The following is a 21742-nucleotide window of genomic DNA, read 5'->3' as shown; positions in this document are numbered from 1 at the left end:
AGGCGTGAAAGAATCGGTTCAGGGGCGCGGCAGGAGGGACTCGATGAATGCCGCGAGGCCATAGTATGCCAGAACAGCGTCGACGACGCAGCAATTTCGCGTTCTCATCCATCGCCGGTGCTTCCGCTAAGGCGCCTATCGGCGCCAGTCGCGATGGGGACCAGCGCTCCTGCAGCAAGGCTTGCCAATCTTGTAGGAAATGGGATGGACCCGTCCCTCCCTGTGCCAAGATGAGTTTGCAACGCCATCTTGGGTGCACGGGGCACCACACGGCATCTCGAAGAGAGGGTCCATCCATGAATCACATTAGCATCGTCGGGATCGATCTCGCCAAGCATGTCTTTCAACTTCACGCCGTCGATTCCAAAGGGCGGCAGGTGTTCAGCAAAACGGTGTCACGCTCGGCATTTCCCACCACGCTAGCCCAACTGCCTCGCTGCGTTGTCGCCATGGAGGCCTGCGGTGGGGCCCATTACTGGGCCAGGGAGATCCAGGCGCTGGGGCATGAGGTCCAGTTGATTCCGCCCCAGTACGTGAAGCCCTTCGTCCTCGGGCACAAGAGCGACGCCCGGGATGCCCGCGCGATTGCCGAGGCAGCGGCCCGGGATGCCACGCCACGGGTGGCGCCCAAGACACTGGAACAGCAAGCGCTGCAGGCGATGCATCGCGTGCGCTCACGGGCCATCACCAGCCGGACGGCGCTGGGTAATGAGCTGCATGGCTTGCTCGCCGAAATGGGGATCATCGTGGCCAAGGGGCACTCGGTGTTTCGCCAGGGGGAGGTCAGGCGCGTGCTCGCCGAGCATCGAGCCCAGCTGGGCGACGACCTCTTCGTGGTACTGGATGATGTCCTGGACCAGTGGCTGGCGCTGGATGCCCGCATCCGTGCCTATGATCAGCGCCTGGCACGGCTGGCCAAGACGACGCCGGTTTGTCAGCGCTTGATGAGCGTGCCCGGCATCGGGCCGGTCAATGCCACCTTGCTGGTCAGCCATATCGGCGATCCGAAACGGTTTGCCAATGGCCGCGCCTTCAGCGCCTCGATTGGCTTGGTGCCCCGCCAGCACTCGAGTGGCGGCAAGGAGCGATTGATGGGCATCTCCAGACGGGGCAACGGCGAGGTGCGTCGACAGCTCGTGCATGGTGCCCGAGCGGCCTTGCGTGCCTTGCAGCGCCAGCAACAGCCGGATCGGTTGGCACGTTGGGCATGCTCCTTGGCCGCGCGACGCGGCGCTGCCAAGGCCACTGTCGCCCTGGCGAACAAGCTCGGCAGAATCTGCTGGGCGGTGATGGCGCGTGACACGCGCTACACAGCCATGCCGTGAAGCACGAAGATGGCATGAAATAACTTAGATTCCCCCGGAGGTTGCGCAGGTACGTACGTAGATGGCAGGACAGGTCAGACCGGCTCTCCGCCACTCTGTGAAGCTGTATGGCCACTCGTGAGGCCGAGTAGGAGATCAGATCGGAGAGCGCGCATCCCATCATGGCCAGGTACCGACGAAGTGCCACTGACAGGCCGGATATAAGCGTGCAGTCTCACCCCCGCCGATACGTGTCGGGCTTGCACAACGGGACGGGTCCATATAAGCAGCTTCAGCTCGCGACTGGAGGCCGCAGGCCTCCTGGCGGTGTTGCCCACGCTGGCGATCAATGCCAACGCCGCCGCCTCTGCCAAGGCGCCTATCGGCGCCAGTCGCGATGGGAACCGGGCGCTCCAACGCGCTATGGCTGGCGACGAATGGCGTCGCCGATCTGGTCGACCACCTGGTCCCAGCTGTGGCCGAGCGCCCGCACCAGGGCCGGATAGCCGTCGTCGGCAAGCTCCGTGGCGACACGGAAGTGTTCCGTGGCCAGCAGTCGGCCGTCGGGGGCGTGAAGCTGCCACTGCCCGCTGGCCAGCGCCATGCCGTCGTAGCGGCCCTGGAAGCGGTCGATCTCGAGCCTGAGCGTGAGCGCTTCATCGCTGCTGCCCTGGCCGTCATCGCGGATCACCCGGGTGTCGGGCAGCGCCTCGGCGAGCCGGCTGCGCAGGCCGCGCTCCAGCTGGCGGGCCAGCGGCTCCGCCCAGAGATGCTGGCGCGCCTCGTTGAGGGTGATGTCGTCGAGCTGCAGCACGATGCCATCCACGTCCAGGTAGTGGGCCAGCCGCGGCGGGCGGACCTTGAGTACCTGCTCGGCGTCGGCGCCGGCGGCGGCCGGGGGGGCGTCGCTGCCGGGCAGGGTGTAGCGCTGGTGGGGCGCGCTCGGCGTGGCGCAGCCCCCCAGCCAGAGCAGGGCAGCGGCGGCGATGATCCAGGGCATGGCTCTCATGGGGCATCCTTCCTCAAGGGGCTCGTCGGGGCGCACGCGGCTGGGGGTCGACGGTATCCAGGTTGTCGAACAGCAGGGCGCGGGGATTCTCGTTCAGGGTGCGGGCCACCGGCTGCAGGTCGCGCATCAGCCGCTCCAGGCGCTCGGCCGCGGCGGTCAGCTCGCGATAGGCGCTGGAGTCTGGCGCCATGCCGTCCAGGGTATCGCGTAGCGAGACCAGGGTGGCGTTGAGGTTGCGGGGCAGCTCGCGGGTGCCGGGGTCGTCGAGCAGCGCCTGGAAGGCTCCGCCGAGCTCGCGCACCTCTTCGAGCATGGCCTGGGAACTCTCCAGGTTGCGGTCCAGCCCGGCCAACAGCGGCTCGATCTCCAGGGCGTTGAGCTTGTCGAGCAGCGCCGTGACCTGGGCCTCGATCTGCGCGAAGCCGGCCGAGGTGGTGGGGAAGACGGTGCGCTGGGCGAAGGACTCGGCGACGTAGCGGCCGGCCTCGTCGCGCTGGAAGTTGAGATCCACGAATAGGGCGCCGGTGAGCAGGTTGCCGGACTTCAGCGAGGCGTGCAGCCCAAGGTTGAACAGCCGTTCGAAGCGGGCTTCCCACTCCGCAAGGTCCACGTCCTGATTGTCGATGCCCAACCGCTGGGGCTCGATGCGGATCAGTACCGGGATCGAGAAGCCGCTGCGGGTCTCCGGCTGGGGGGCGTTGAACTGCCAGGGTACCGCCGCGACGGTGCCGATGCGCACGCCGCGAAACTCTACCGGGGCGCCGCGAGACAGGCCGCGCACGGTGTCGTCCACCAGCAGCACGTATTCCAGGTAGCGGTCGAAGGTGCCCTGGCGGGCGGTGTCCTCGTCGGCATAGAGGTTGAAGGTGGTGTCGTTGGCCACCGGTGTGCCCGGGGGCAGGTCCTCGGGCACGCCGAAGGTCACTCCGCCGCCCAGCAGCGCCTCCAAGGATTCGACGTTGACCCGGATGCCGTCGGCATCCAGGCGCAGGTCGACCCCGCTGGCCGACCAGAAACGGGTACTGTCGGTGACCAGGCGGTCGTAGGGGCTCTCGACGAAGATCCGCTGCTCCATGCGTCGTGCCTCGGCGTCGAATCGCACCTCCTCGACGCGGCCCACGGTATAGCCCTGGTAGGTGACCGGGTCGCCGACCCGCAGGGAGTTGCCCAGCTGGCTGATCAGGCTGATGCGCAGCCCGGCCACGCCGGCGGGGGAAACCGGCGGCAGGTCGCTGACCTCGAAGTTGCGCCGCCCCGGCTCCCCGGGGCCCGGTTCGAGCTGCAGGTAGGCGCCGGACAGCACGGTGCCCAGCCCGCTGATGCCTTCGCGCCCGATGCGCGGCTTGACCACCCAGAAGCGGCTCTCCTCGGTGAGCATGGCCTCGGTGTTCGGCGCCATGCGCGCGGTGATCACGGTATGGCTGAGATCGTCGGCGAGCTGCACCCGCTCGACCCGGCCGACCTGCACGTTGCGGGTCTTGATCAGGGTGCTGCCGGCCTCGATCCCCTCGGCGTTGCTCATGGTCAGGGTGATCAGCGGCCCGCGGCTGCGATAGTTGTCGTAGACCAGCCAGAGGCCGATTAGGATGGCCACGATGGGGACGATCCAGATCGGCGAGAGCCGAGCCTGGGGAGAGCGCCTGGCGCGATGCAAATCGCGCGGGGTGTCGGGGTCGCGGGGCGTCTCGCTCATCCGGGGGTTCCTCGTGTATGGCGGGCATCACGCGGCAGCGGCGTGTCCCAGATCAGTCGGGGGTCGAAGGTCATGGCGGCCAGCATGGTCAGCACCACCACGGCGCCGAAGGCCAGGGCGGCCGGCCCGGGGGTGATCGACATCAGCGAGCCGGCGCGAATCAGCGCCACCAGGATGGCCACCACGAAGACGTCCACCATGGACCAACGGCCGATGAACTCGGTCAGTCGGTAGAGCCGGGTTCGGGCCCCGGCGTTGAGTTCATGGCTGCGCTCGACCACCAGGCAAAGCCAGGCCAGAGCGACCAGCTTGCCGACGGGCACGATCACGCTGGCCACGAAGATCACCAGTGCCACCGGCCAGGAGCCCATCTGTACCAGCTCGACCACGCCGCCGATGATGGTCGAGGTGGAGGTCTGCCCCAGGCTGGTGGTGGTCATGATCGGGTAGAGGTTGGCCGGCAGGTACATCACCGTCGCTGCCGCCAGCAGGGCCCAGGTGCGCTGAAGGCTGTGGGGCAGGCGAGCGTGCAGCCGCTCACCGCAGCGTCGGCACTGGCCGTGTCCGCGTTCGTCCAGGCGATTGACCAGCCCGCAGGTGGGGCAGCCGGTGAGCCCCTGGGAGGCGGCGGTGCTGCCGGTGCGGGCCCCCGGGGGAGCCAGGGGCTCGCCGGTCAGCGAGAACCACATCCAGTCGGCGTCGAGAGACTGGGTGGTCAGCAGCAGCAGCAGGGCGAACACGCAGAAGGCCCAGAAGGAGATGCCGAATTCGATCTGGGCCATGCCGGCCACCTTGATCAGGCTGACCAGGGCGCCAATGATGAAGACGTCAGCCATCATCCAGGGGTGCAGATGGGCTAGCGAACGGGCGATGCTGCGGCTGGCCGGCAGCGGCTGGCCGCGCAACAGACCCCCCTGCAGCCAGATCACGCCGCTCAGATAGACGGCCGGCAGCACGACGATGGTGAGAATCACCGCAATGGCGACGATGGGCTGGTGGAAGCCGATCAGCGTGGTGGCGGTCTGCGAGAGTTCGATGCGATTGCCGATTCCGCCGACGTTGAAGCTGACGAAGGGAAAGGAGATTGCCAGCAGAAGCGCCACCAGCGCCGATAGGGCCAGCGCCATGCTGCGCTGGGCCGGCCGATGGTGGCGGCTGGCCAGGGTATGGCCGCAGCGCGGGCAGTCGGCCTTCTCGCCGGGGCTCAGCGGCGGCAGGGCAACCAGCCAGTCACACTCATGACAGGCGCGCAGCCGGCGCCGTGAAGTGCGGACCTCCGGCGGTGTCTGATCGACCCGGGGCTCGCCCCGCGGCAGTGATGGAAGCGTAAAAGGGGGCCTGTACACCGGCGATGATTACCTGAGACGAAGAGAGGCGTTGGGAAGCAGCCAACGGAAGTGTGACACGTTGACGCAACGCGTACCATAGACAAACATGCACACCTGAATGTTCCCGAGGATCTCCCATGCTGTTACCCGTCGCGGCCGTGATCGTCGGCCTGTTGCTGCTCGTCTGGAGTGCCGAGCGTTTCGTCGAGGGGGCGGCGGCCACCTCCCGCCGTCTGGGGCTTTCCCCGCTGCTGATCGGCATGCTGGTGATCGGCTTTGGCACCTCGGCGCCGGAACTCATGGTGTCGGCGCTGGCTGCCGGGCAGGGCAATCCCGGCCTGGCGCTGGGCAACGCCTACGGCTCGAACATCGCCAATATCGGCATGATTCTCGGGCTGGTGGCACTGATCGCCCCGCTGACGGTGCACTCCGGGGTGGTGCGGCGTGAGCTGCCGGTGCTGGGGGCGGTGACCCTGCTCTCGGCCCTGCTGATGTGGGGCGGCGTGATCGGCCGCTTCGAGGGGGCGCTGCTGCTGGCGCTGCTGGCGGGCTTCGTCGGCCTGAGCATCGCCCAAGCGCGCCGCGGCGCCGGCGACCCGCTGGCCGCCGAAACCGAGGAGAGCCTCGCCGTGCATCCGCTGTCGCTGACGGCAGGGCTCGTCTGGACCGGCGTCGGGCTGGTGCTGCTGGTGGCCAGCTCCCGGCTGCTGGTCTGGGGGGCGGTGGCCATCGCCCAGGGCTTCGGCGTCAGCGACCTGGTGATCGGTCTCACCGTGGTCGCGGTGGGGACCTCGCTGCCGGAGCTGGCCGCCTCGATCAGCGCCCTGCGACGCCGCGAGCATGACCTGGTACTGGGCAATGTGGTGGGGTCGAACCTGTTCAATACCCTCGGCGTGGTGGGCCTCGCGGCGGTGATCACGCCCATCGAGGTGGGGGCCGAGGTGCTATGGCGCGACTGGAGCCTGATGGCGACTATGACCGCCATGCTGGCGCTCTTTGCGCTGGGCCGGCAGGGGCGGCCGGGGCGCATCAATCGCCTGGAGGGGGGCGCGTTGCTGGCGATGTTCTTGGCCTATACCGCCTGGCTGATTCACCTTGTCGTGACCGGTATGGCCTGAAACGACTCGTGCCGCACTGCGACAATGAGACGCGTCAATTTCGGGCAACGTGACGGGATCACGAGGGGTCTCTAATAGTAAGCTCTGTCGCGCAAGGAGGAATAAGCTTAGTTGATTGTGTGCTGAGTGAGGCGGCCCAGAGAGGGGCCGCCAAACTGCTAGGCTTACCTTGTCCCTGGTGTCGAGGTGGAATGCGTCACGGCACGGCTACGGTCGCGCCTGAAGCACAAGAATGCACTTTAGGTGTCCCGCATCCCTTGCGACGTATCTGAGTCCATCGCTGTCATGAGGCTTGCGACATGGAACTGGATCCTCTCCTGCTATCACGATTGCAGTTCGCCTTCGTGGTCTCCTTTCATGCCATCTTCCCGGTGTTCACCATCGGTCTGGCATCCTATATCGCCTTGCTACACGGTCTCTTCTACCGGACGGAAAACCCGGCCTGGGACCGGCTGGCGCTGTTCTGGACCAAGGTCTTCGCCGTGGTATTCGGCATGGGGGTGGTGTCGGGCATCGTCATGTCCTTCCAGTTCGGTACCAACTGGAGCAACTTCTCTCAGGCCTCGGCCAACTTCATGGGGCCAGTGCTCAGCTATGAGGTGGTGACGGCCTTCTTCCTCGAGGCGGCCTTCCTCGGCGTGCTGCTGTTTGGCCGTGGCAAGGTGCCCCAAGGGGTCCACCTCTTCTCGGCCGTGATGGTCGCTTTCGGCACTTTCCTTTCGTCGTTTTGGATCCTGTCGGCCAACAGCTGGATGCAGACCCCGGCTGGCGTGGAGCTGATCGATGGCAGCTTCCGGGTGACTTCTTGGGCCGAGGCGATCTTCAATCCCTCCTTCGGCTGGCGCTTCGTCCACATGGTGATGGCCTCCTTCCTGACCGGCGGCTTCGTGGTGGCCGGGGTCAGCGCCTGGTACCTGCTGATCGGGCGTGACGTGGAGGCCAATCGCCGCGCGCTCTCCATGTGCCTGTGGCTGCTGCTGGTGCTGACGCCGACTCAGGCCGTCGTGGGGGATTTCCATGGCCTGAATACCCTCGAGCACCAGCCCACCAAGGTAGCCGCCATGGAGGGCAACTGGGAGACTCGCTCCCATGTGCCGCTGCTGCTGTTTGCGCTGCCGGATCAGGAGGCCCAGACCAACCGCTTCGAGGTGGGCATTCCGAGTCTTGCCAGTGTCATCCTCAAGCACAGCCCGTCCGGTGTGGTGCCCGGCATCAGCGAGGTGCCGCCGGAAGAGCAGCCCCCGGTCGCCATCGTCTTCTGGTCGTTTCGCATCATGGTCGGCATTGGCTTCTTGATGATTGGCGTGGCGATCGCTGGGCTCTGGCTGCGCCGCGGGGGCCGCGTCTATGAGCATCGTGGCTTCCTGCAGCTGCTGAGAGTCATGAGCGTGACACCCTTTATCGCCGTGCTGGCGGGTTGGGTGGTCACCGAAGTGGGGCGGGCTCCCTGGCTGGTCTATGGCCTCTACACCCACGCCGAGGGCGTGACGCCGTCACTCACCGGCGGCATGGCGCTCTTCACCCTGGTCGGCTATGTCGCGGTCTATGCGGTGGTGTTCTGGGCCGGGGTCTACTACCTGACTCGGGTGGTGCGCAACGGCATGTTGCCCGCTGATGAACAGGCGGTCGTGGAGGGTGAAGTCGAGCGCCCCAAGCGCCCGTTCTCTGCCGCCCATACCTCGTTTGAGCAGGACGCTAGCCCGACTTGGAGGAAATGACCCATGGAAATGTTCGATCTTTCAATGATCTGGGCGTTGATCATCGGTTTCGGCGTGATCATGTACGTGGTGATGGATGGCTTCGACCTGGGGGTGGGCATCCTCTACCCCTTCGCGCCAGACGAAGAGGCCCGGGATGTGATGATGAACTCGGTGGCCCCGGTATGGGACGGCAACGAAACCTGGCTGGTGCTTGGCGGGGCCGGCCTGCTGGGGGCCTTCCCGCTGGTCTACTCGGTGTTTTTGCCGGCCCTCTATATCGGGGTCTTCCTGATGTTGGCGGGGTTGATCTTCCGTGGGATCGCCTTCGAGTTTCGCTTCAAGTCGCGGCGTAATCGCCACTGGTGGAACCGTGCCTTCTGTTGGGGCTCGGCGGTGGCGGCCTTTGCCCAGGGGGTCGTGGTCGGCGCCTATATTCAGGGGTTCGCGGTGGAGGACTTCGTCTATGTCGGCGGTGCCATGGACTGGTTGACCCCCTTCACCGTGTTGACTGGCCTGGGGCTGATGACCGGCTATGCGCTGCTCGGTGCCACCTGGGTGATTCTCAAGTCCGAGGGATATGTTCAGGACTGGGCGTACCGTATGGTGCCGGGGCTGCTGCTGGCGGTGTTGGTGGTCTTTGCCATCATCAGCCTCTGGACCCCGTTCGTGAACCCCGAGGTGTGGGAGCGCTGGTTCGATCGCATCCAGCTGATCTGGATCTTCCCGGCACTGGCCATGGCTTGCGCCGCCTGGCTGTGGCGCGCGACCCGCCGGCGTCAGGAGGGGCAGCCCTTCGTCGCCACCCTGGGGCTTTTCATCTTCACCTACCTGGGGCTGGTGGCGAGCAAGTGGCCGGTGATCGTGCCGCCCAACTACACCATCTGGGATGCGGCCTCGGCGCCGGAGTCGCAACTCTTCCTGCTGCTCGGGGTGCTCTTCGTGATTCCCATCGTGCTGACCTACACCGCCTGGACCTACTGGGTGTTCCGCGGCAAGGTCAAGGTGGGCGAAGGCTACCACTGAGCCATGACCACGCCTGAAACCACCGGCGGCGGGCGCGATGCCCGCCGCTGGCTTGTTCATCTGGCGGCCCGAGAGCGTCGTTCTCTTGGCCTGGCCGTGGCCGCCGGCGTCGTGGCCACCCTGGCCACGGTCGGTCAGCTCGGCCTGCTGGCCTGGAGTGTCAGTGCCCTGCTGGTCGATGGGGCGGTGCTGGGCGAACTCCTGCCGGCGCTTGGCGCGATGGCGCTGTTGCTGCTGGTGCGGGCCTTCGCCCTCTATGCTCAGGAGCGTCTTGGTCAGATGGCCAGCCTGCGTATCCGCACCCGGGTGCGAGGCGAGCTGCTCGACCAGTTGGCCAGGCTCGGGCCGGGCTGGCTGTCGGGGCGCCACTCGGCGAGCTTGGCCAGCCAGCTGGTGGAGCAGGTGGAGGCGCTGGACGGCTACTTCGCCCGCTTTCGTCCTCAGCTGGTGCTGTCGGTGCTTAGCCCGGCACTGGTGCTGGCGGTAGCGCTATGGCTGGACTGGCTGGCGGCACTCTTCCTGCTGCTGGCCGCGCCGCTGATTCCGCTGTTCATGGCCCTGGTGGGCATGGGGGCCGAGCGCCTCAACCGCGATCAGTTCGAAGCGGTGGCCCGGCTCTCCGGGCACTTCATCGACCGGGTACGGGCTATTTCCACCCTGCAGCTCTTCGACCATACCCGGTCGGCGACCCTCGAGGTGCAGGGAGCCGCCGATGACTATCGGCGGCGCAGCATGCGCACCCTGAGGGTCGCTTTTCTCTCCTCGGCGGTGCTGGAGTTCTTCGCTTCGGTAGCCATCGCCGTGGTGGCCATCTATGTGGGGTTCGGACTGCTTGGGTATATCACCTATGGCCCCTCGCCGGAGCTCACTCTCTTCAGCGGCCTGCTGGTGCTGCTGCTGGCGCCGGAGTTCTTCCAGCCGCTGCGCGCCCTGGCGCAGCACTACCACGACCGGGCCGCTGCCCTCGGGGCCGCCGACGGCCTGATGGCCTTGCTGGCCGAGCCCCCCGACCCGGTACGCCGGTGCCGGGCCGAGGCGACCACCGAGCCTGGCGCCCTGATGCAGCTGGTCGGCGCCGGTGTGACACGCCCCGAGCGCGGCCAGGTGCTGGCGCCCTGCGACCTGACCCTGGAGCGCGGCGAAGTGGTGGTCCTGACCGGTGTCTCGGGGGCCGGCAAGTCGACCCTGCTGCAGCTGATGGCCGGTTTTGTCGGTCCCGATGCGGGGCAGCGCCGCCTGCTACCCGACCTGCGTCTGGCCTGGGTGGATCAGCGCCCGCTGCTGATCCAAGGCAGTCTGGCCGACAATCTGCGCCTGGCGGCACCGGATGCCTCGTCCGAGGCCATGGTCGAGGCGCTCGGCCGGGCGGGGTTCGGCGAACTCTTGGCACGCCTGCCCGGGGGGCTCGATACCCCCTTGGGTGAGCGGGGTGCCGGCCTCTCCGGGGGGCAGGCACAGCGCCTGGCCCTGGCCCGGCTCTTTCTGGTCGAGGCGCCCCTGGTGCTGCTCGACGAGCCCACTGCCAGTCTGGATATCGAGACCGAGGCGAGGGTGATCCAGGCCCTGGAGGCGCTGGCGGCCCAGGGGCGCACCCTGGTCATTGCCACCCATCATCCGGCGCTGATCGCCATGGCCAGCCGCCGGCTACGGCTCGACGAGGGTCGGCTAGAGGAGGTGCCCCATGGCGCATCGCGCTGATCACGATACCCTGACCCGGGAGCTGCGGCCCTGGCTCCGGCAGCTGGATCAGCGGCGGCGACGCCTGGTCATCGGTGCGGCGCTGATCGCGCTTACGCTGCTGTCGGCCATTGGCCTGCTGGCGCTCTCCGGCTGGTTCATCACCGCCACCGGGCTCACCGGCCTGCTGCTGGCGGCGGGTGTTGCCGCCAGCCTGGACGTCTATGTGCCCGGCGGCGGAATCCGTTTCTTTGCGGTCAGTCGCACCGTGGCACGCTATCTGGAGCGGCTCTACAACCACGACACCGTGCTGCGGCTGCTGGCCGATCTACGTGGGCGTCTCTTCGGCGTGCTATCGGGCCTGGACGGCGAGGCCCTGGCCCGACGCCGGGCCAGCGACTGGCTCAACCGGCTGACCGCCGACATCGATACCCTGGACAGTCTCTACCTACGGCTGCTGGCTCCCGCCGGCGTTGGCCTGCTGGCGATCCTCGGCCTTGCGCTCTTCCTGGCGTTCTTCTCCCTCGCGGCGGGGCTGGCCGGCGGGGCCCTGCTGCTGCTGGGTTGGCTGTGGCTCACCCTGGGACAAGCACGGCTGGGCATGGCCGAGAGTCGCGCTCAGGTAGGCGAGTTAGAGGCCCTGAGAGGGCGGATGATGGAGGCGCTGCAGGGCATGGCCGAGCTCGAGGCCTATGGCAGCCTGGCCCGCCACCGTCGCGAGCTGCACGCTATCGAGGCGCGGCTCTATCGTGGCCAGCGTCGCCTGGGCGCGCTGGTGGCGCTGGGCAACGCCCTGGCCGGCCTGCTGGTGGGGCTCGCCATGCTGCTGACCCTGTGGGTGGCCGCCGGCGCCTGGGAGGCCGGGCGGCTCTCCGGGCCCCTGATGGTGATGATGCCGATCGCCATGCTGGCCATGAGCGAAGTCCTCACCCCGCTGCCGGCGGCCTTTACCTGGTTGGGGGCGACTCGCGGTGCCGCCGGGCGCCTCAATGAACTGGAGGACCAGGCCAGCAACCGCGCCTCTGGCGAACGGGAGGCGGAGCCGCCCATGGGGGCCCTCGATGCCGAACTCGAGGGGGTGACCCTGCACTACGCCGGTGCCCTGACCCCGGCCCTTCAGGCGCTCACCCTGCATATCGCGCCCGGTGAGCGCCTGGCCCTCTGCGGGGCCTCCGGGGCGGGCAAGTCCAGCGTGGCGGCGCTGCTGCAGGGCCAGCTTCAGGCCCAGCAGGGCGCGGTACGCCTGGGGGGGGTGGCCCCGGCCCAGTGGTCCGAGGCCAGTCTGCGCCGCCGCGTGGCGGCGCTTCCCCAGCGCATTGACCTGCTCGATGACAGCCTGGCCGCCAACCTGCGTATCGCCTATCCGCAGGCGGAGGAGGCCGAGCTCTGGGCGGCTCTGGCCTGGGTAGGGCTAGACGCCTGGGCCTCCACGCTGCCCCGGGGGCTCGAGACCCGGGTGGGCGAGGGCGGCAGTCAGCTCTCCGGTGGCCAGGCCCGGCGTCTGGCGTTGGCGCGGCTCCATCTGCGTGCTCCGGACATGGTGATCCTGGATGAGCCCTTCGCCGGCCTCGATGCCGACACGGCCGTTACTCTGGCGGCGCGCCTGGATGCCTGGCTCCAGGGGCGCAGCGTGCTCTACCTGGTGCACCAGCTCAACGGGGGGGCCTTCGATCCGCCGGGGATCGATCGTGCCCTGACGCTGGTCGAGGGGCGACACAAGGACGATACCTGAGCCTCCCTTATGGTATCGAGGCCGAGAGCCGGCGTGGGGCGCGTCGCCTGGCGCTGGAGGCAGCCAGAGGGCGCTACCCCGGGGTAGGGTTTACCCTTCAGGTTTTGCGCAACGGCGAGGTTTCTATCAGGATTGGGTAAAACAACCCGTGACGAGTGAGACGAGCCATGCGTGACTTCCTGACGCGCCTGCCCAAGGCCGAGCTTCACCTGCATATCGAGGGCTCCCTGGAGCCCGAGCTGATGTTTGCCCTTGCCGAGCGCAACGGTGTCGAACTGCCCTATGCGTCCGTCGAAGAGGCCCGCGCCGCCTACGACTTCACGGACCTGCAGTCGTTCCTCGACCTCTACTACCGCGGGATGAGCGTGCTGCGCACCGCCGAGGACTTCCATGACCTGGCGATGGACTACTTTCGCCGCGCCCACGCGGAGGGTGTGGTGCATGTGGAACTGCACTTCGATCCCCAGGCGCATCTCGTGCGGGGCGTCGAACTCGCGGCGGTGATGGAAGGGCTCGGCCTGGCCCGTCGCCAGGCCGAGCGGGAGCTTGGGATGTCCACCGCGCTGATCATGGCCTTCCTGCGCGACCGACCGGCCGAGGAGGCCATGGAGGTGCTGGAGCTTGCCTCCCCCTACTGGGAGCTGCTCGATGCGGTGGGGCTCGACAGCGCCGAGCGGGGGCATCCGCCGTCGAAGTTTCGCGATGTGTTCCAGCGTGCCCGGCTGCTGGGCATCCCAAGGGTGGCCCATGCGGGGGAGGAGGGCCCGCCCGAGTACATACGCGAGGCGCTGGACCTGCTTGATGTGTGTCGCATCGACCACGGGGTACGCTGCCTGGAAGATCCCTCGCTGGTCGCGAGGCTAGGCGATGAGGGCGTGGTGCTGACCGTTTGTCCGCTCTCCAATGTGCGGCTGAAGGTCGTGGAGCGCATCGAGGATCACCCTCTGCCGAGGCTGCTCGACGCCGGGCTGCGCCTGACCCTCAACTCCGATGATCCGGCCTACTTCGGCGGCGGCATGCTGGCCAACTTCCTGGCCTGCGAACAGGCCTTCGGCTGGTCGAAGGAGGTCTTCGTCGAACTCGCCGGCACCGCCATCGAGGCCGCCTTCATGAGCCAGGAGCGGCGCCTGGCCCTGCACCGCCGGCTCGCCGAGAGCGTCTGAGGTTGCACGCCCAGCCGCCGTGCGCTGCCCCCGGCAATCGCCGGGGGCGGTGGCAGGTAGCCCTGGGCGCTTGTAGAGGCGCTTAGAATGCCTCCCACTCCGGCTCCGTCTGGCGGGCGGCAGGACGCTCCCGCTCGTAGCGGGCGGCCAGTGGCCGGGCACGCTCGACCCCGGGCGCGGACAGGCTGGGAGCTGCCGGGGCGCTGGTGGAGTCCGCCGGCGGTGGGGCGTCGCCCAGCTGGAAGCCGTCGATCAGCTGGCTGAGGCGTTCCGCCTGACGGCGCATCTCGGCGGCCGTGTTGGAGTTGTGTTCTACCATGGCGGCGTTCTGCTGAGTCATGGTATCCATCTGGTTGACGGCGGTGTTGACCTCGCGGATGCCCGCGCTCTGCTCCTGGGAGCCGGCGCTGATCTCGGCGATCACGTCGGTGACCTCGGTGACACGCGCCACGATCTGCCGCATGGTCTCGCCGGCCGCTTGCACGATGGTTGAACCGTGCTGAGAGTGGGCCACCGATTTGCCAATCAGCTCGCGAATCTCACCGGAAGCATCGGCGGAGCGCTGGGCCAAGGTGCGCACTTCCTGGGCCACGACGGCGAAGCCTCGCCCATGCTCGCCGGCCCTGGCGGCCTCCACGGAGGCATTGAGGGCCAGGATGTTGGTCTGAAAGGCGATGGAGTCGATCATCGAGACGATCTCGCCGATCTGTGCCGACGACTGGTTGATGTCGCCCATGGTTGTCTCGACCTGCTGCATGGCCGACTGCCCTTCGCGAGCCACTTCGGCGCTGGACTGCACCAGCTGGTCGGCTTGAGAGGCATGGCCGGCGTTATTCTCCACCGTGGAGGTGATCTGCTCCATGGCCGATGAAGTCTGCTGCAGGTTAGCGGCCGCCTGGTCGGTGCGTGAGGCCAGCTCCTCGCTGCTCTGGGCGATGCCGTTTGACGCTTGATAGACGCTGTGGGCGCCGTTGCGCACATCCAGCAGGGTGGCCTGGATGCGGGCCAGGAAGCCGTTGAACTGGGTGGCCAACTCGCCGATCTCGTCACGGCTCGAGACCGTCAGTCGACGGGTCAGATCGCCCCTGCCGTCTGCGACTTCCTGGGCGATCTCCTTCATCGTGCTGGCCGTCTGGCGGATCTGGCGCACGGTGCGGCGGGTGAGCCAGATGGCGAGAAAGGTGATGGTCAGGTTGACCGCTGAGGCGATGAAGAACAACCGGACCAGCGACGCCACCAAGTTATCCCAAGCGCTGGATTCGATCTGGGCCATGGCGGCATCCACGTCGGTGGCATAGACGCCGGCACCGATGACCCAGTTCCACTCGGGAAAGGCGGCGGCATAGGAATACTTTGGCTCGACGTCGCCAGTACTCGGGTTGGGCCAGGCGTAATGGTAGTCACCGCCACCCTGCTGGGCGATCTCGATCATATCGCGGATCAGCGGTTTGCCGTCAGCATCCGTGGCGTTGAGCATCGCGGTGCCTTCCTGATCGGGCACGGCGGGCTGCACCAGCATGGTGCCGTCGTAGTCGAAGACGAACACATAGTTGTCGCCCTCGAAGCGCATCTCCCTCAGCAGGCTGCTGGCGGCCGCTTGGGCCTCTCGCTCGCTGTCGGTGCTCTGGGCGATCTGCTGCACCATCGACTGGGCCAGCTCGACGATGCTTTCGACCCCGCGCTGGCGGGAGGCCAGCATCAGCTCGCGCTGTTGATCGAGCTGGGCGCGATTGTCGGCGATCCGCTCCCTGGCTTCGAGGAGCAGCAGGCAGGAAGAAGAGATGATCAGCGGTACCAGCACCAGCAGCAGGATCTTGTTCTGCAGGTTTAGGCTGAAAAGTCGTTTGAGGCTGGCGGCAATGGGTGAGGAGGCAACGGGCTTGCGGTGTGTTTCGCTGGGCGTCATGTGCAGGTGATTCCGTTGTTATTGGTGGCCAATGAAAAAAACCCCCGGCCGGGCCGGGGGAGGGGGGCGTCGTGAAGCGTGATGACCGGGTGTTATGCCCGCGTCTCCCTTACGGCAGAGCCGGTACCTGGAAGTCTGGCATCTCGCCGGTCAGGGTGTGCAGGAAGGCGGTGATGTCGGCGATGGTGTCATCTTCGAAGTCGCGGCCGAGCATCTCGGTACCCATGATGGCTACGGCCTCTTCGAGGGTCTCGGTGGCGCCGTTGTTCATGTACGGGTAGGTCACGCCCACGTTGCGCAGGGTCGGCGTGCGGAACTTGTACATGTCGTCTTCATCGCCGGTGACCTCGTAGCGGCCCACGTCGGTGGAGCCGGGCACCTGAATCGCCCAGAAGTTGCTGTCGGTCATCGCCGGTCCGCTATGACAGGCGATGCAGCCGTTGTCGACGAAGGCCACCATGCCGCGCTTTTCCTGCTCGTCGAGCGCTTCAATGTCACCGCGCAGGTAGCGGTCGAAGGGCGAGTTGGGGGTGTTCAGGGTGCGCTGGAAGCTGGCCAGCGCCTTGGCCAGGTTGTCGGCGTTGATCGGGCTGTCGTCGCCCGGGTAGGCGGCGGCAAACTTCTGCTGGTAGAGATCGAACTCTTCCAGGCGCTCCAGCGCCATGTCCAGATCCATGGCCATTTCGATATCGGCCTCGATGGGGCCCAGCGCCTGGCCTTCCAGGTCGGGCTCGCGACCGTCCCAGAACTGGGCGCCGAGGAAGCCGGAGTTGAGCACGGTCGGGGTATTACGCTCGCCAACCTGACCGTCATGACCGGTGGCGCGTGGAATGCGGTCGGCCCAGCCCAGCGCCGGGTTGTGGCAGGTGGCGCAGCTGATCACGCCGCTGGAGGAGATGCGCGGCTCGAAGAACAGCATGTTGCCGAGCTCGACCTTTTCCGGGGTCAGGGAGTTGTCGGCCGGGATCGGCGGGAAGTGCGGCAGCGGCTCGAAGCGGTCGCGGTACTCCCCCAGGCCGTCGTCGGCAACCACGCTTCCGGAGAAGGCAAGTGCAGCGCCAAGCGACACCGCGGCGGCGAGTCGGGCGGGCCGTGTAAGAGCGTTATAGGTCATGGCGGTTCTCCCTGGTAGGCGATGCGTTACGGTCTATATTCGTTATCGCGGAATCAGGTTATTCCTTATCCTTGAGACATATCAACCAAGTGCCAAAGTCGGAATAGACCCGATCTTGCGCTGGGTCAAGTTATATGAGGATACTGAACGATAGAGATGGACAGGTCTTGTACAGAATGGCAAGGCTATCCGTCCTGCTGGCTTGGGTTCGAGGAGGCCGTTGACATGCCGCGCTATCGCTATCCGCAAATTGCCGAATCGGAAGTGACCCCCAGGGCGCTGTTCGAGACGCGACGCCGCTTCCTGCGCCAGGGGGTGGCGCTCGGCATGGCGGCGGCTGTGCCGGGTCTGCTCTGGTCGCCCAGCGCCAGGGCCTGGCCGGGCGTGCTCGATGACAAGCTAGGCGGCGATCTGCCGAGCCGGGAGCTGGCCGGCGGCGAGTCATTGACGTCGCTGCGTGACATCACCACCTACAACAATTTCTATGAATTTGGCACCGGCAAGCGTGACCCGGAGATCTATGGCCATACCCTGGTGACCGACCCCTGGTCGTTGACCATCGAAGGGGAGGTGGACAAGGCGGGCACATTCGCCCTTGAAGACGTCCTCAAGGGGCAGGATCTGGAGGAGCGTATCTATCGCCTGCGCTGTGTGGAAGCCTGGTCGAAGGTCGTGCCCTGGATCGGCTTTCCGCTGGCGGAGCTGTTGAAGCGCCACGAGCCGACCTCCCGGGCGAAATATGTGGTATTCGAGTCGATCCATGACCCCGACAACCTTCGCGGTCAGCGACGGGGCGTGCTCGACTGGCCCTATCGCGAAGTGCTGCGTATCGACGAGGCGATGCATCCACTGACGCTGATGGCGGTGGGACTCTACGGGGAAACCTTGCCCAATCAGAGCGGTGCGCCGATCCGCCTGGTGGTGCCCTGGAAATACGGGTTCAAGAGCATTAAGTCGGTGGTGCGGATCGCGCTGGTAGAGGAGCGACCGCTCAGCTCCTGGGAGGAGCGCAGCCCGGAGGAGTACGGGTTCTATGCTAACGTCAATCCCGAGGTGGATCATCCGCGCTGGTCCCAGGCCCGGGAGCGACGCATCGGCGAGAGCGGCCGCCGTGAGACGCTGATGTTCAACGGCTATGCCGACGAGGTCGCCCATCTCTATTCCGGCATGGACCTGCAGCGTCATTACTGAACGAAACGCAAGGAACGCTAAAGGAGTGCCGGCAGGATGAGCCCACGTATCGCGATCAATGCCTTTCGCCTGCTGGTACTGGTGGGTTGCAGCGCCCCGGCCGTGTGGCTGATCTGGCAGTGGTGCTACGGCGACCTGGGGGCGGTGCCCGGTGAGGCCGTGGTGCATTACACCGGCAATACCGGCTTGATCCTGCTGCTGGTGACCATCGGGTTCAGTCCCGCCTTTCGCCTGACCGGCTGGGTCGGTTTCATGATCGCCCGCCGCCAGATCGGCCTCTGGGCCTTCTTCTGGCTGGTGGCGCACATGCTGAGCTGGATGGGGCTCGACCAGTACTGGGACTGGCCCTGGATTCGTCGGGAGATGATTGAGCTGGAGTATGTGCGCTACGGGGTGGCGGCGCTTGCGCTGCTGGTTCCGCTGGCCGTGACCTCCTTCCAGCGCGTCCGGGTGGCCATGGGCAACCGCGCCTGGCACTGGCTGCATCGACTGGTGTATGTCTCGGCGGGCCTTGGCGTCACCCACCTATGGATCCTGACCCGCGCCGACTATCTGGTGCCGAGCCTCTATCTCGGGGTATTGGCCGCGCTGGTGGCGTTTCGTCTCGTGGATGCCATCATCCATCGTCAGTAAAGGGGCCGGCCTTCAGCCGGCCCCGGGCCTACTGTCGCCTGTCATTACTGGGTGGTCACCAGCATCACCACGCTGAGGGCCGCCGAGATCCACATGGCGGGCTTGATCGCCTCGATACGCCCGGTGAAGACCTTGATCAGCACGAAGCTGAGGAAGCCGAAGGCGATCCCCAGGGTGATCGAGTAGGTCAGCGGCATCAGGATGATCGCCAAGAAGGCGGGGAAGGCCTGCTCGAAGCGCGACCACTCGATCTTGCTGATCGGCGCCAGCATGAACAGCCCCACCAGCACCAGCGCCGGCGCCGTGGCGATTCCCGGCACCAGCGAGAGCAGCGGCGAAAGGAACAGGAAGGGCAGGAACAGGCAGGCGATAACCACGGCCACCAGGCCGGTACGCCCGCCCTGGGCGACACCGGCGCCCGATTCGATAAAGGTCTGAGCCGCGCTGGTGCCCAGCGGCGCGGCGATCATGGAGGCGAAGGCGTCCACGGTCATGGAGCGCTTGAGGTTGCGGGGATTGCCGTCCTTGTCCTTCAGGTCGGCGGACTCCGACAGCGCCATGAAGCAGGAGAGTGCGTCGAAGAAATTGGTGAACAGCATCACGAAGATGAACGGCAGATAAGCGACCTTAAGCGCGCCCCAGATGTCCACCTGCATGACGGCGCTAAAGTCGGGCCAGGCAGCCAGGCCACTCCATTCTACTACCACGTCACCGCCCCACAGGCGCCCCATCGGCGTGGCCAGCAGCGTGGTCAGGGCGATCCCCAGGATCAGGGCGCCATTGAGACGCATGATGACCATGATCGCCGTGGCCATCATGCCGACGAAAAAGGTGATCAAGGCCGGGTCCATGTTGCCCAGCGTTACCAGGGTGGCGTCGCTGCCGACGATGAAGCCCGCATTCTTGAACCCGATGAAGGTGATAAACAGGCCGATCCCGCAGGTAATGGCATAGCGCAGCGAGGCGGGAATGGCCTCGATGATGGCCTTGCGCACGTTGAAGGCGGCCAGCGTAGCGAACAGCACGCCGGACCAGAACACACAGCCCAGCGCCACCTCCCAGGAGAGCCCGGCTCCCTGCACCAGGGTGTAGGTGAACAGGGCGTTCATGCCCATGCCGGGGGCCACCAGGATCGGGTTTCTGGCATACAGCCCCATGGCCAGGCTGCTCATGAAGCTGATCAGCACGGTGGCCGACAGCGCGGCGGAGAAGGGGATGCCGGCATCGGAGAGAATCGCCGGGTTGACCACGATGATATACATCGAGGCCAGGAAGGTGGCGATGCCTGCCAGGACTTCGGTACGCAGCGATGAGCCGCGGCGTGTCACCCCGAAGTAGCGGTCGATCCAGCGGGTTGGCGCATCGGTATTGTCGTCAAGAGAAGTGGAGGTCGGTTCCATAGCAGCTGATCCATTGTTGTTGGAGGTCGGGATGGAATGAGGCCTTGAGGTTGTCCCGCAGAGTAAATGCGGTCTTGTCGGTCCAGCGTGGGTTAACAGCTCACTGTCTGACCATTCGGTCAGCATTGCTCGGAGTACAGCCTAGACAATTATTGACCGATTGGACAGTGCTGTTTCGACCATAGTGGTAGAGGCAAAATATCCCTAGGTTGTCATGGGAATTGGCGCCTGGTGCTTGACGGAGATGAGGCTGAAAGAGCACCGGTAGGTAACGTCCCGGCGCGTAACAATACGGCGATGACCGAGAGGCCATCGCCGTTGCATAGACACCATTCGAGAGACCTAGTCGCGACGATGCTGTCGCCTGCCGCCGGCCCAGGTCTCGGCCACGGTGCGATCATCCCCCAGCATCATCAGGGCGAACAGCTGCTCGGATAGGCCCCGACACCGCGCCGAACGTCGCGCCAGCAGCGGGGTGGCGGCGGGGTCGAGCACCACGAAGTCGGCCTCCATGCCCGGGGCGAGTCGACCGATGCGGTCGTCGAGAGAGAGCGCCCTGGCGTTGCCCAGGGTGAGCCCGTAGAAGCCCTGCCAGGCGGTCAGCGGCTGGCCCCGCAGCTGGCCTACCTGGTAGGCCGCCTTGAGGGTGGCAAGCCCCGAAAGATCCGTACCGCCGCCTACGTCGCTGGCGTAGGTGATCTGCAGTCCGGCGTCGCGAGCGGCCAGGCGATCGAAGAGCCCGCTGCCGAGGAACATATTGGAGCTGGGACAGAACGCCAGATTGGCGCCGCGCGCGGCGAGCCGTCCGCGCATCTCCTGGTCGAGATGGATGCCGTGGGCGAAGGTGCTTCGCGGCCCCACCAGACCGGACTGCTCGTAGACCTCAAGATAGTCGCGGCTACCGGGAAAGAGCTCGGCGACCCAGTCCAATTCTCCGGTATTCTCGGCCAGGTGAGTCTGAAGCCACAGGCTCGGGTCGTTGCGCAGCAGCCCGCCGGTGGCGTCGAGCTGCTCGCGGGTGGAGGTCGGCGCGAAGCGCGGCGTCAGGCTGTAGCCGAGGCGGTTCTTGCCGTGCCAGTCGCCGATCAGCCGTTCGCTGTCGCGGATGCCACCCTGAGTGTCGTCGGTCAGTGCCTCAGGGGCGTGACGATCCATCAGCACCTTGCCGGCCAGCATGCGCAGGTCGCGACGCCGGCTGGCCGTGAAGAAGGCATCCACCGACGCCGGGTGGCTGGAGCAGAACACCTGGGCGGTGGTGGTACCGACCCGCAGCATCTCGTCGAGAAAGGCGTTGGAGAGGGCCTCGGCATGCTCGCGCTGCGCGAACCGACACTCTTCCGGAAAGGTGTAGTCGTTGAGCCAGTCGAGCAGCTGGCGCCCGTAGGAAGCCATGATCTCGAGCTGTACATAGTGCACGTGGCTGTCGATAAAGCCGGGCGTGATCAGCTTGTCTCGATGGTCGATGATCTCGATCCCGGCGGGCAGCTCGGCGGCCAGTCTGGCGTAGTCATCGATGGCGCGGATGCGTCCGTTCTCTATCCATAGGATGCCGTCCACGATGTGGCGAACGCTGCCCTCGGCGGGAGTGTCCTGCTCGCCGGGGTCGGCGTCGAAGCTCAGCAGTTCGGCGCGTATCACGCGCGAGTCGTTCGTTGTCATGGTGTCAGAAGCTCTTTCGTGTCAGCCGTTATCGGAGCTGTTCCGGCGGCAGGCTTGCGAGGAGGCGCTGTGAATCCTTCCCTGGACGCTAC

General features: G+C 66.4%; 16 protein-coding genes. 9 read left to right on the top strand and 7 right to left on the bottom strand.

What is annotated here, in order from left to right:
• The first annotated feature begins 296 nt into the window (after positions 1–296).
• Positions 297–1325 (top strand): IS110 family RNA-guided transposase, encoded by a 1029-nt coding sequence (locus ACZIYR_RS10140; protein WP_473033380.1) that lies wholly within the window; start codon positions 297–299, stop codon positions 1323–1325.
• A gap of 400 nt (positions 1326–1725) precedes the next feature.
• On the opposite strand, the gene ACZIYR_RS10135 is transcribed toward ACZIYR_RS10140, so the two are convergent.
• Genes ACZIYR_RS10135 through ACZIYR_RS10125 form a run of 3 tightly spaced genes read right to left on the bottom strand, consistent with a single transcriptional unit; the run spans position 1726 to position 5352 of the window.
• On the bottom strand, positions 1726–2313 hold the full coding sequence (locus tag ACZIYR_RS10135) for a PqiC family protein (RefSeq protein WP_483526603.1): 588 nt from the start codon (positions 2311–2313) through the stop codon (positions 1726–1728).
• Between the two features lie 13 nt (positions 2314–2326).
• A complete protein-coding gene (pqiB, locus tag ACZIYR_RS10130; RefSeq protein WP_473033637.1) occupies positions 2327–4006 on the bottom strand; it encodes an intermembrane transport protein PqiB in 1680 nt (559 codons plus the stop codon).
• Positions 4003–5352 (bottom strand): PqiA/YebS family transporter subunit, encoded by a 1350-nt coding sequence (locus ACZIYR_RS10125; protein ID WP_483526602.1) that lies wholly within the window; start codon positions 5350–5352, stop codon positions 4003–4005. Before ACZIYR_RS10125 ends, pqiB begins: the two co-directional genes overlap by 4 nt.
• Before the next feature lie 119 nt (positions 5353–5471).
• Here ACZIYR_RS10125 and ACZIYR_RS10120 point away from each other — a divergent pair, with 119 nt between their 5' ends.
• The 6 genes from ACZIYR_RS10120 to ACZIYR_RS10095 all read left to right on the top strand — a co-directional run bounded on the left by ACZIYR_RS10120 (position 5472) and on the right by ACZIYR_RS10095 (position 13747).
• Positions 5472–6452, top strand: coding sequence for a calcium/sodium antiporter (locus tag ACZIYR_RS10120; protein ID WP_473033636.1), 981 nt, complete (start codon positions 5472–5474; stop codon positions 6450–6452).
• A 299-nt stretch (positions 6453–6751) separates the two neighbouring features.
• Positions 6752–8170 carry a cytochrome ubiquinol oxidase subunit I gene (locus ACZIYR_RS10115; protein ID WP_483526601.1) on the top strand — a complete coding sequence of 473 codons (1419 nt, stop codon included), beginning with the start codon at positions 6752–6754 and terminating at the stop codon, positions 8168–8170.
• 3 nt (positions 8171–8173) lie between these two features.
• Positions 8174–9175, top strand: coding sequence for a cytochrome d ubiquinol oxidase subunit II (gene cydB, locus ACZIYR_RS10110; protein ID WP_473033635.1), 1002 nt, complete (start codon positions 8174–8176; stop codon positions 9173–9175).
• Positions 9176–9178: 3 nt separating this feature from the next.
• The gene (gene cydD / locus ACZIYR_RS10105; protein WP_483526600.1) at positions 9179–10873 is read left to right on the top strand and encodes a thiol reductant ABC exporter subunit CydD; all 1695 of its coding nucleotides are present in this window, start codon (positions 9179–9181) and stop codon (positions 10871–10873) included.
• The gene (gene cydC / locus ACZIYR_RS10100; protein WP_483526599.1) at positions 10857–12584 is read left to right on the top strand and encodes a thiol reductant ABC exporter subunit CydC; all 1728 of its coding nucleotides are present in this window, start codon (positions 10857–10859) and stop codon (positions 12582–12584) included. The genes cydD and cydC overlap by 17 nt, the downstream gene beginning before the upstream one ends.
• A 167-nt stretch (positions 12585–12751) precedes the next feature.
• Positions 12752–13747 carry an adenosine deaminase gene (locus ACZIYR_RS10095; RefSeq protein ID WP_483526598.1) on the top strand — a complete coding sequence of 332 codons (996 nt, stop codon included), beginning with the start codon at positions 12752–12754 and terminating at the stop codon, positions 13745–13747.
• A gap of 82 nt (positions 13748–13829) precedes the next feature.
• Here ACZIYR_RS10095 and ACZIYR_RS10090 read toward each other — a convergent pair whose 3' ends face one another.
• Positions 13830–15653 (bottom strand): methyl-accepting chemotaxis protein, encoded by a 1824-nt coding sequence (locus tag ACZIYR_RS10090; RefSeq protein WP_483526597.1) that lies wholly within the window; start codon positions 15651–15653, stop codon positions 13830–13832.
• Positions 15654–15762: 109 nt separating this feature from the next.
• Complete coding sequence (locus ACZIYR_RS10085) at positions 15763–16767, bottom strand: cytochrome-c peroxidase (protein WP_473033627.1); 1005 nt, start codon at positions 16765–16767, stop codon at positions 15763–15765.
• A gap of 225 nt (positions 16768–16992) precedes the next feature.
• Between ACZIYR_RS10085 and msrP the strand changes: the two genes are divergently transcribed.
• Both msrP and ACZIYR_RS10075 read left to right on the top strand, forming a co-directional pair.
• On the top strand, positions 16993–17958 hold the full coding sequence (gene msrP / locus ACZIYR_RS10080; RefSeq protein WP_483526596.1) for a protein-methionine-sulfoxide reductase catalytic subunit MsrP: 966 nt from the start codon (positions 16993–16995) through the stop codon (positions 17956–17958).
• A gap of 36 nt (positions 17959–17994) precedes the next feature.
• A complete protein-coding gene (locus ACZIYR_RS10075; protein WP_473033625.1) occupies positions 17995–18591 on the top strand; it encodes a protein-methionine-sulfoxide reductase heme-binding subunit MsrQ in 597 nt (198 codons plus the stop codon).
• 44 nt (positions 18592–18635) lie between these two features.
• Here ACZIYR_RS10075 and ACZIYR_RS10070 read toward each other — a convergent pair whose 3' ends face one another.
• Together ACZIYR_RS10070 and guaD are read right to left on the bottom strand one after the other, a co-directional pair.
• Positions 18636–19991: an NCS2 family permease gene (locus ACZIYR_RS10070; RefSeq protein WP_483526595.1), complete on the bottom strand. Its 1356-nt coding sequence runs from the start codon at positions 19989–19991 to the stop codon at positions 18636–18638.
• 342 nt (positions 19992–20333) lie between these two features.
• Complete coding sequence (gene guaD / locus ACZIYR_RS10065) at positions 20334–21650, bottom strand: guanine deaminase (RefSeq protein WP_483526594.1); 1317 nt, start codon at positions 21648–21650, stop codon at positions 20334–20336.
• Positions 21651–21742: the final 92 nt, after the last annotated feature.

Source organism: Billgrantia sp. NRB1, assembly GCF_056921725.1.
This window is presented reverse-complemented; position numbering and strand designations above follow the sequence as displayed.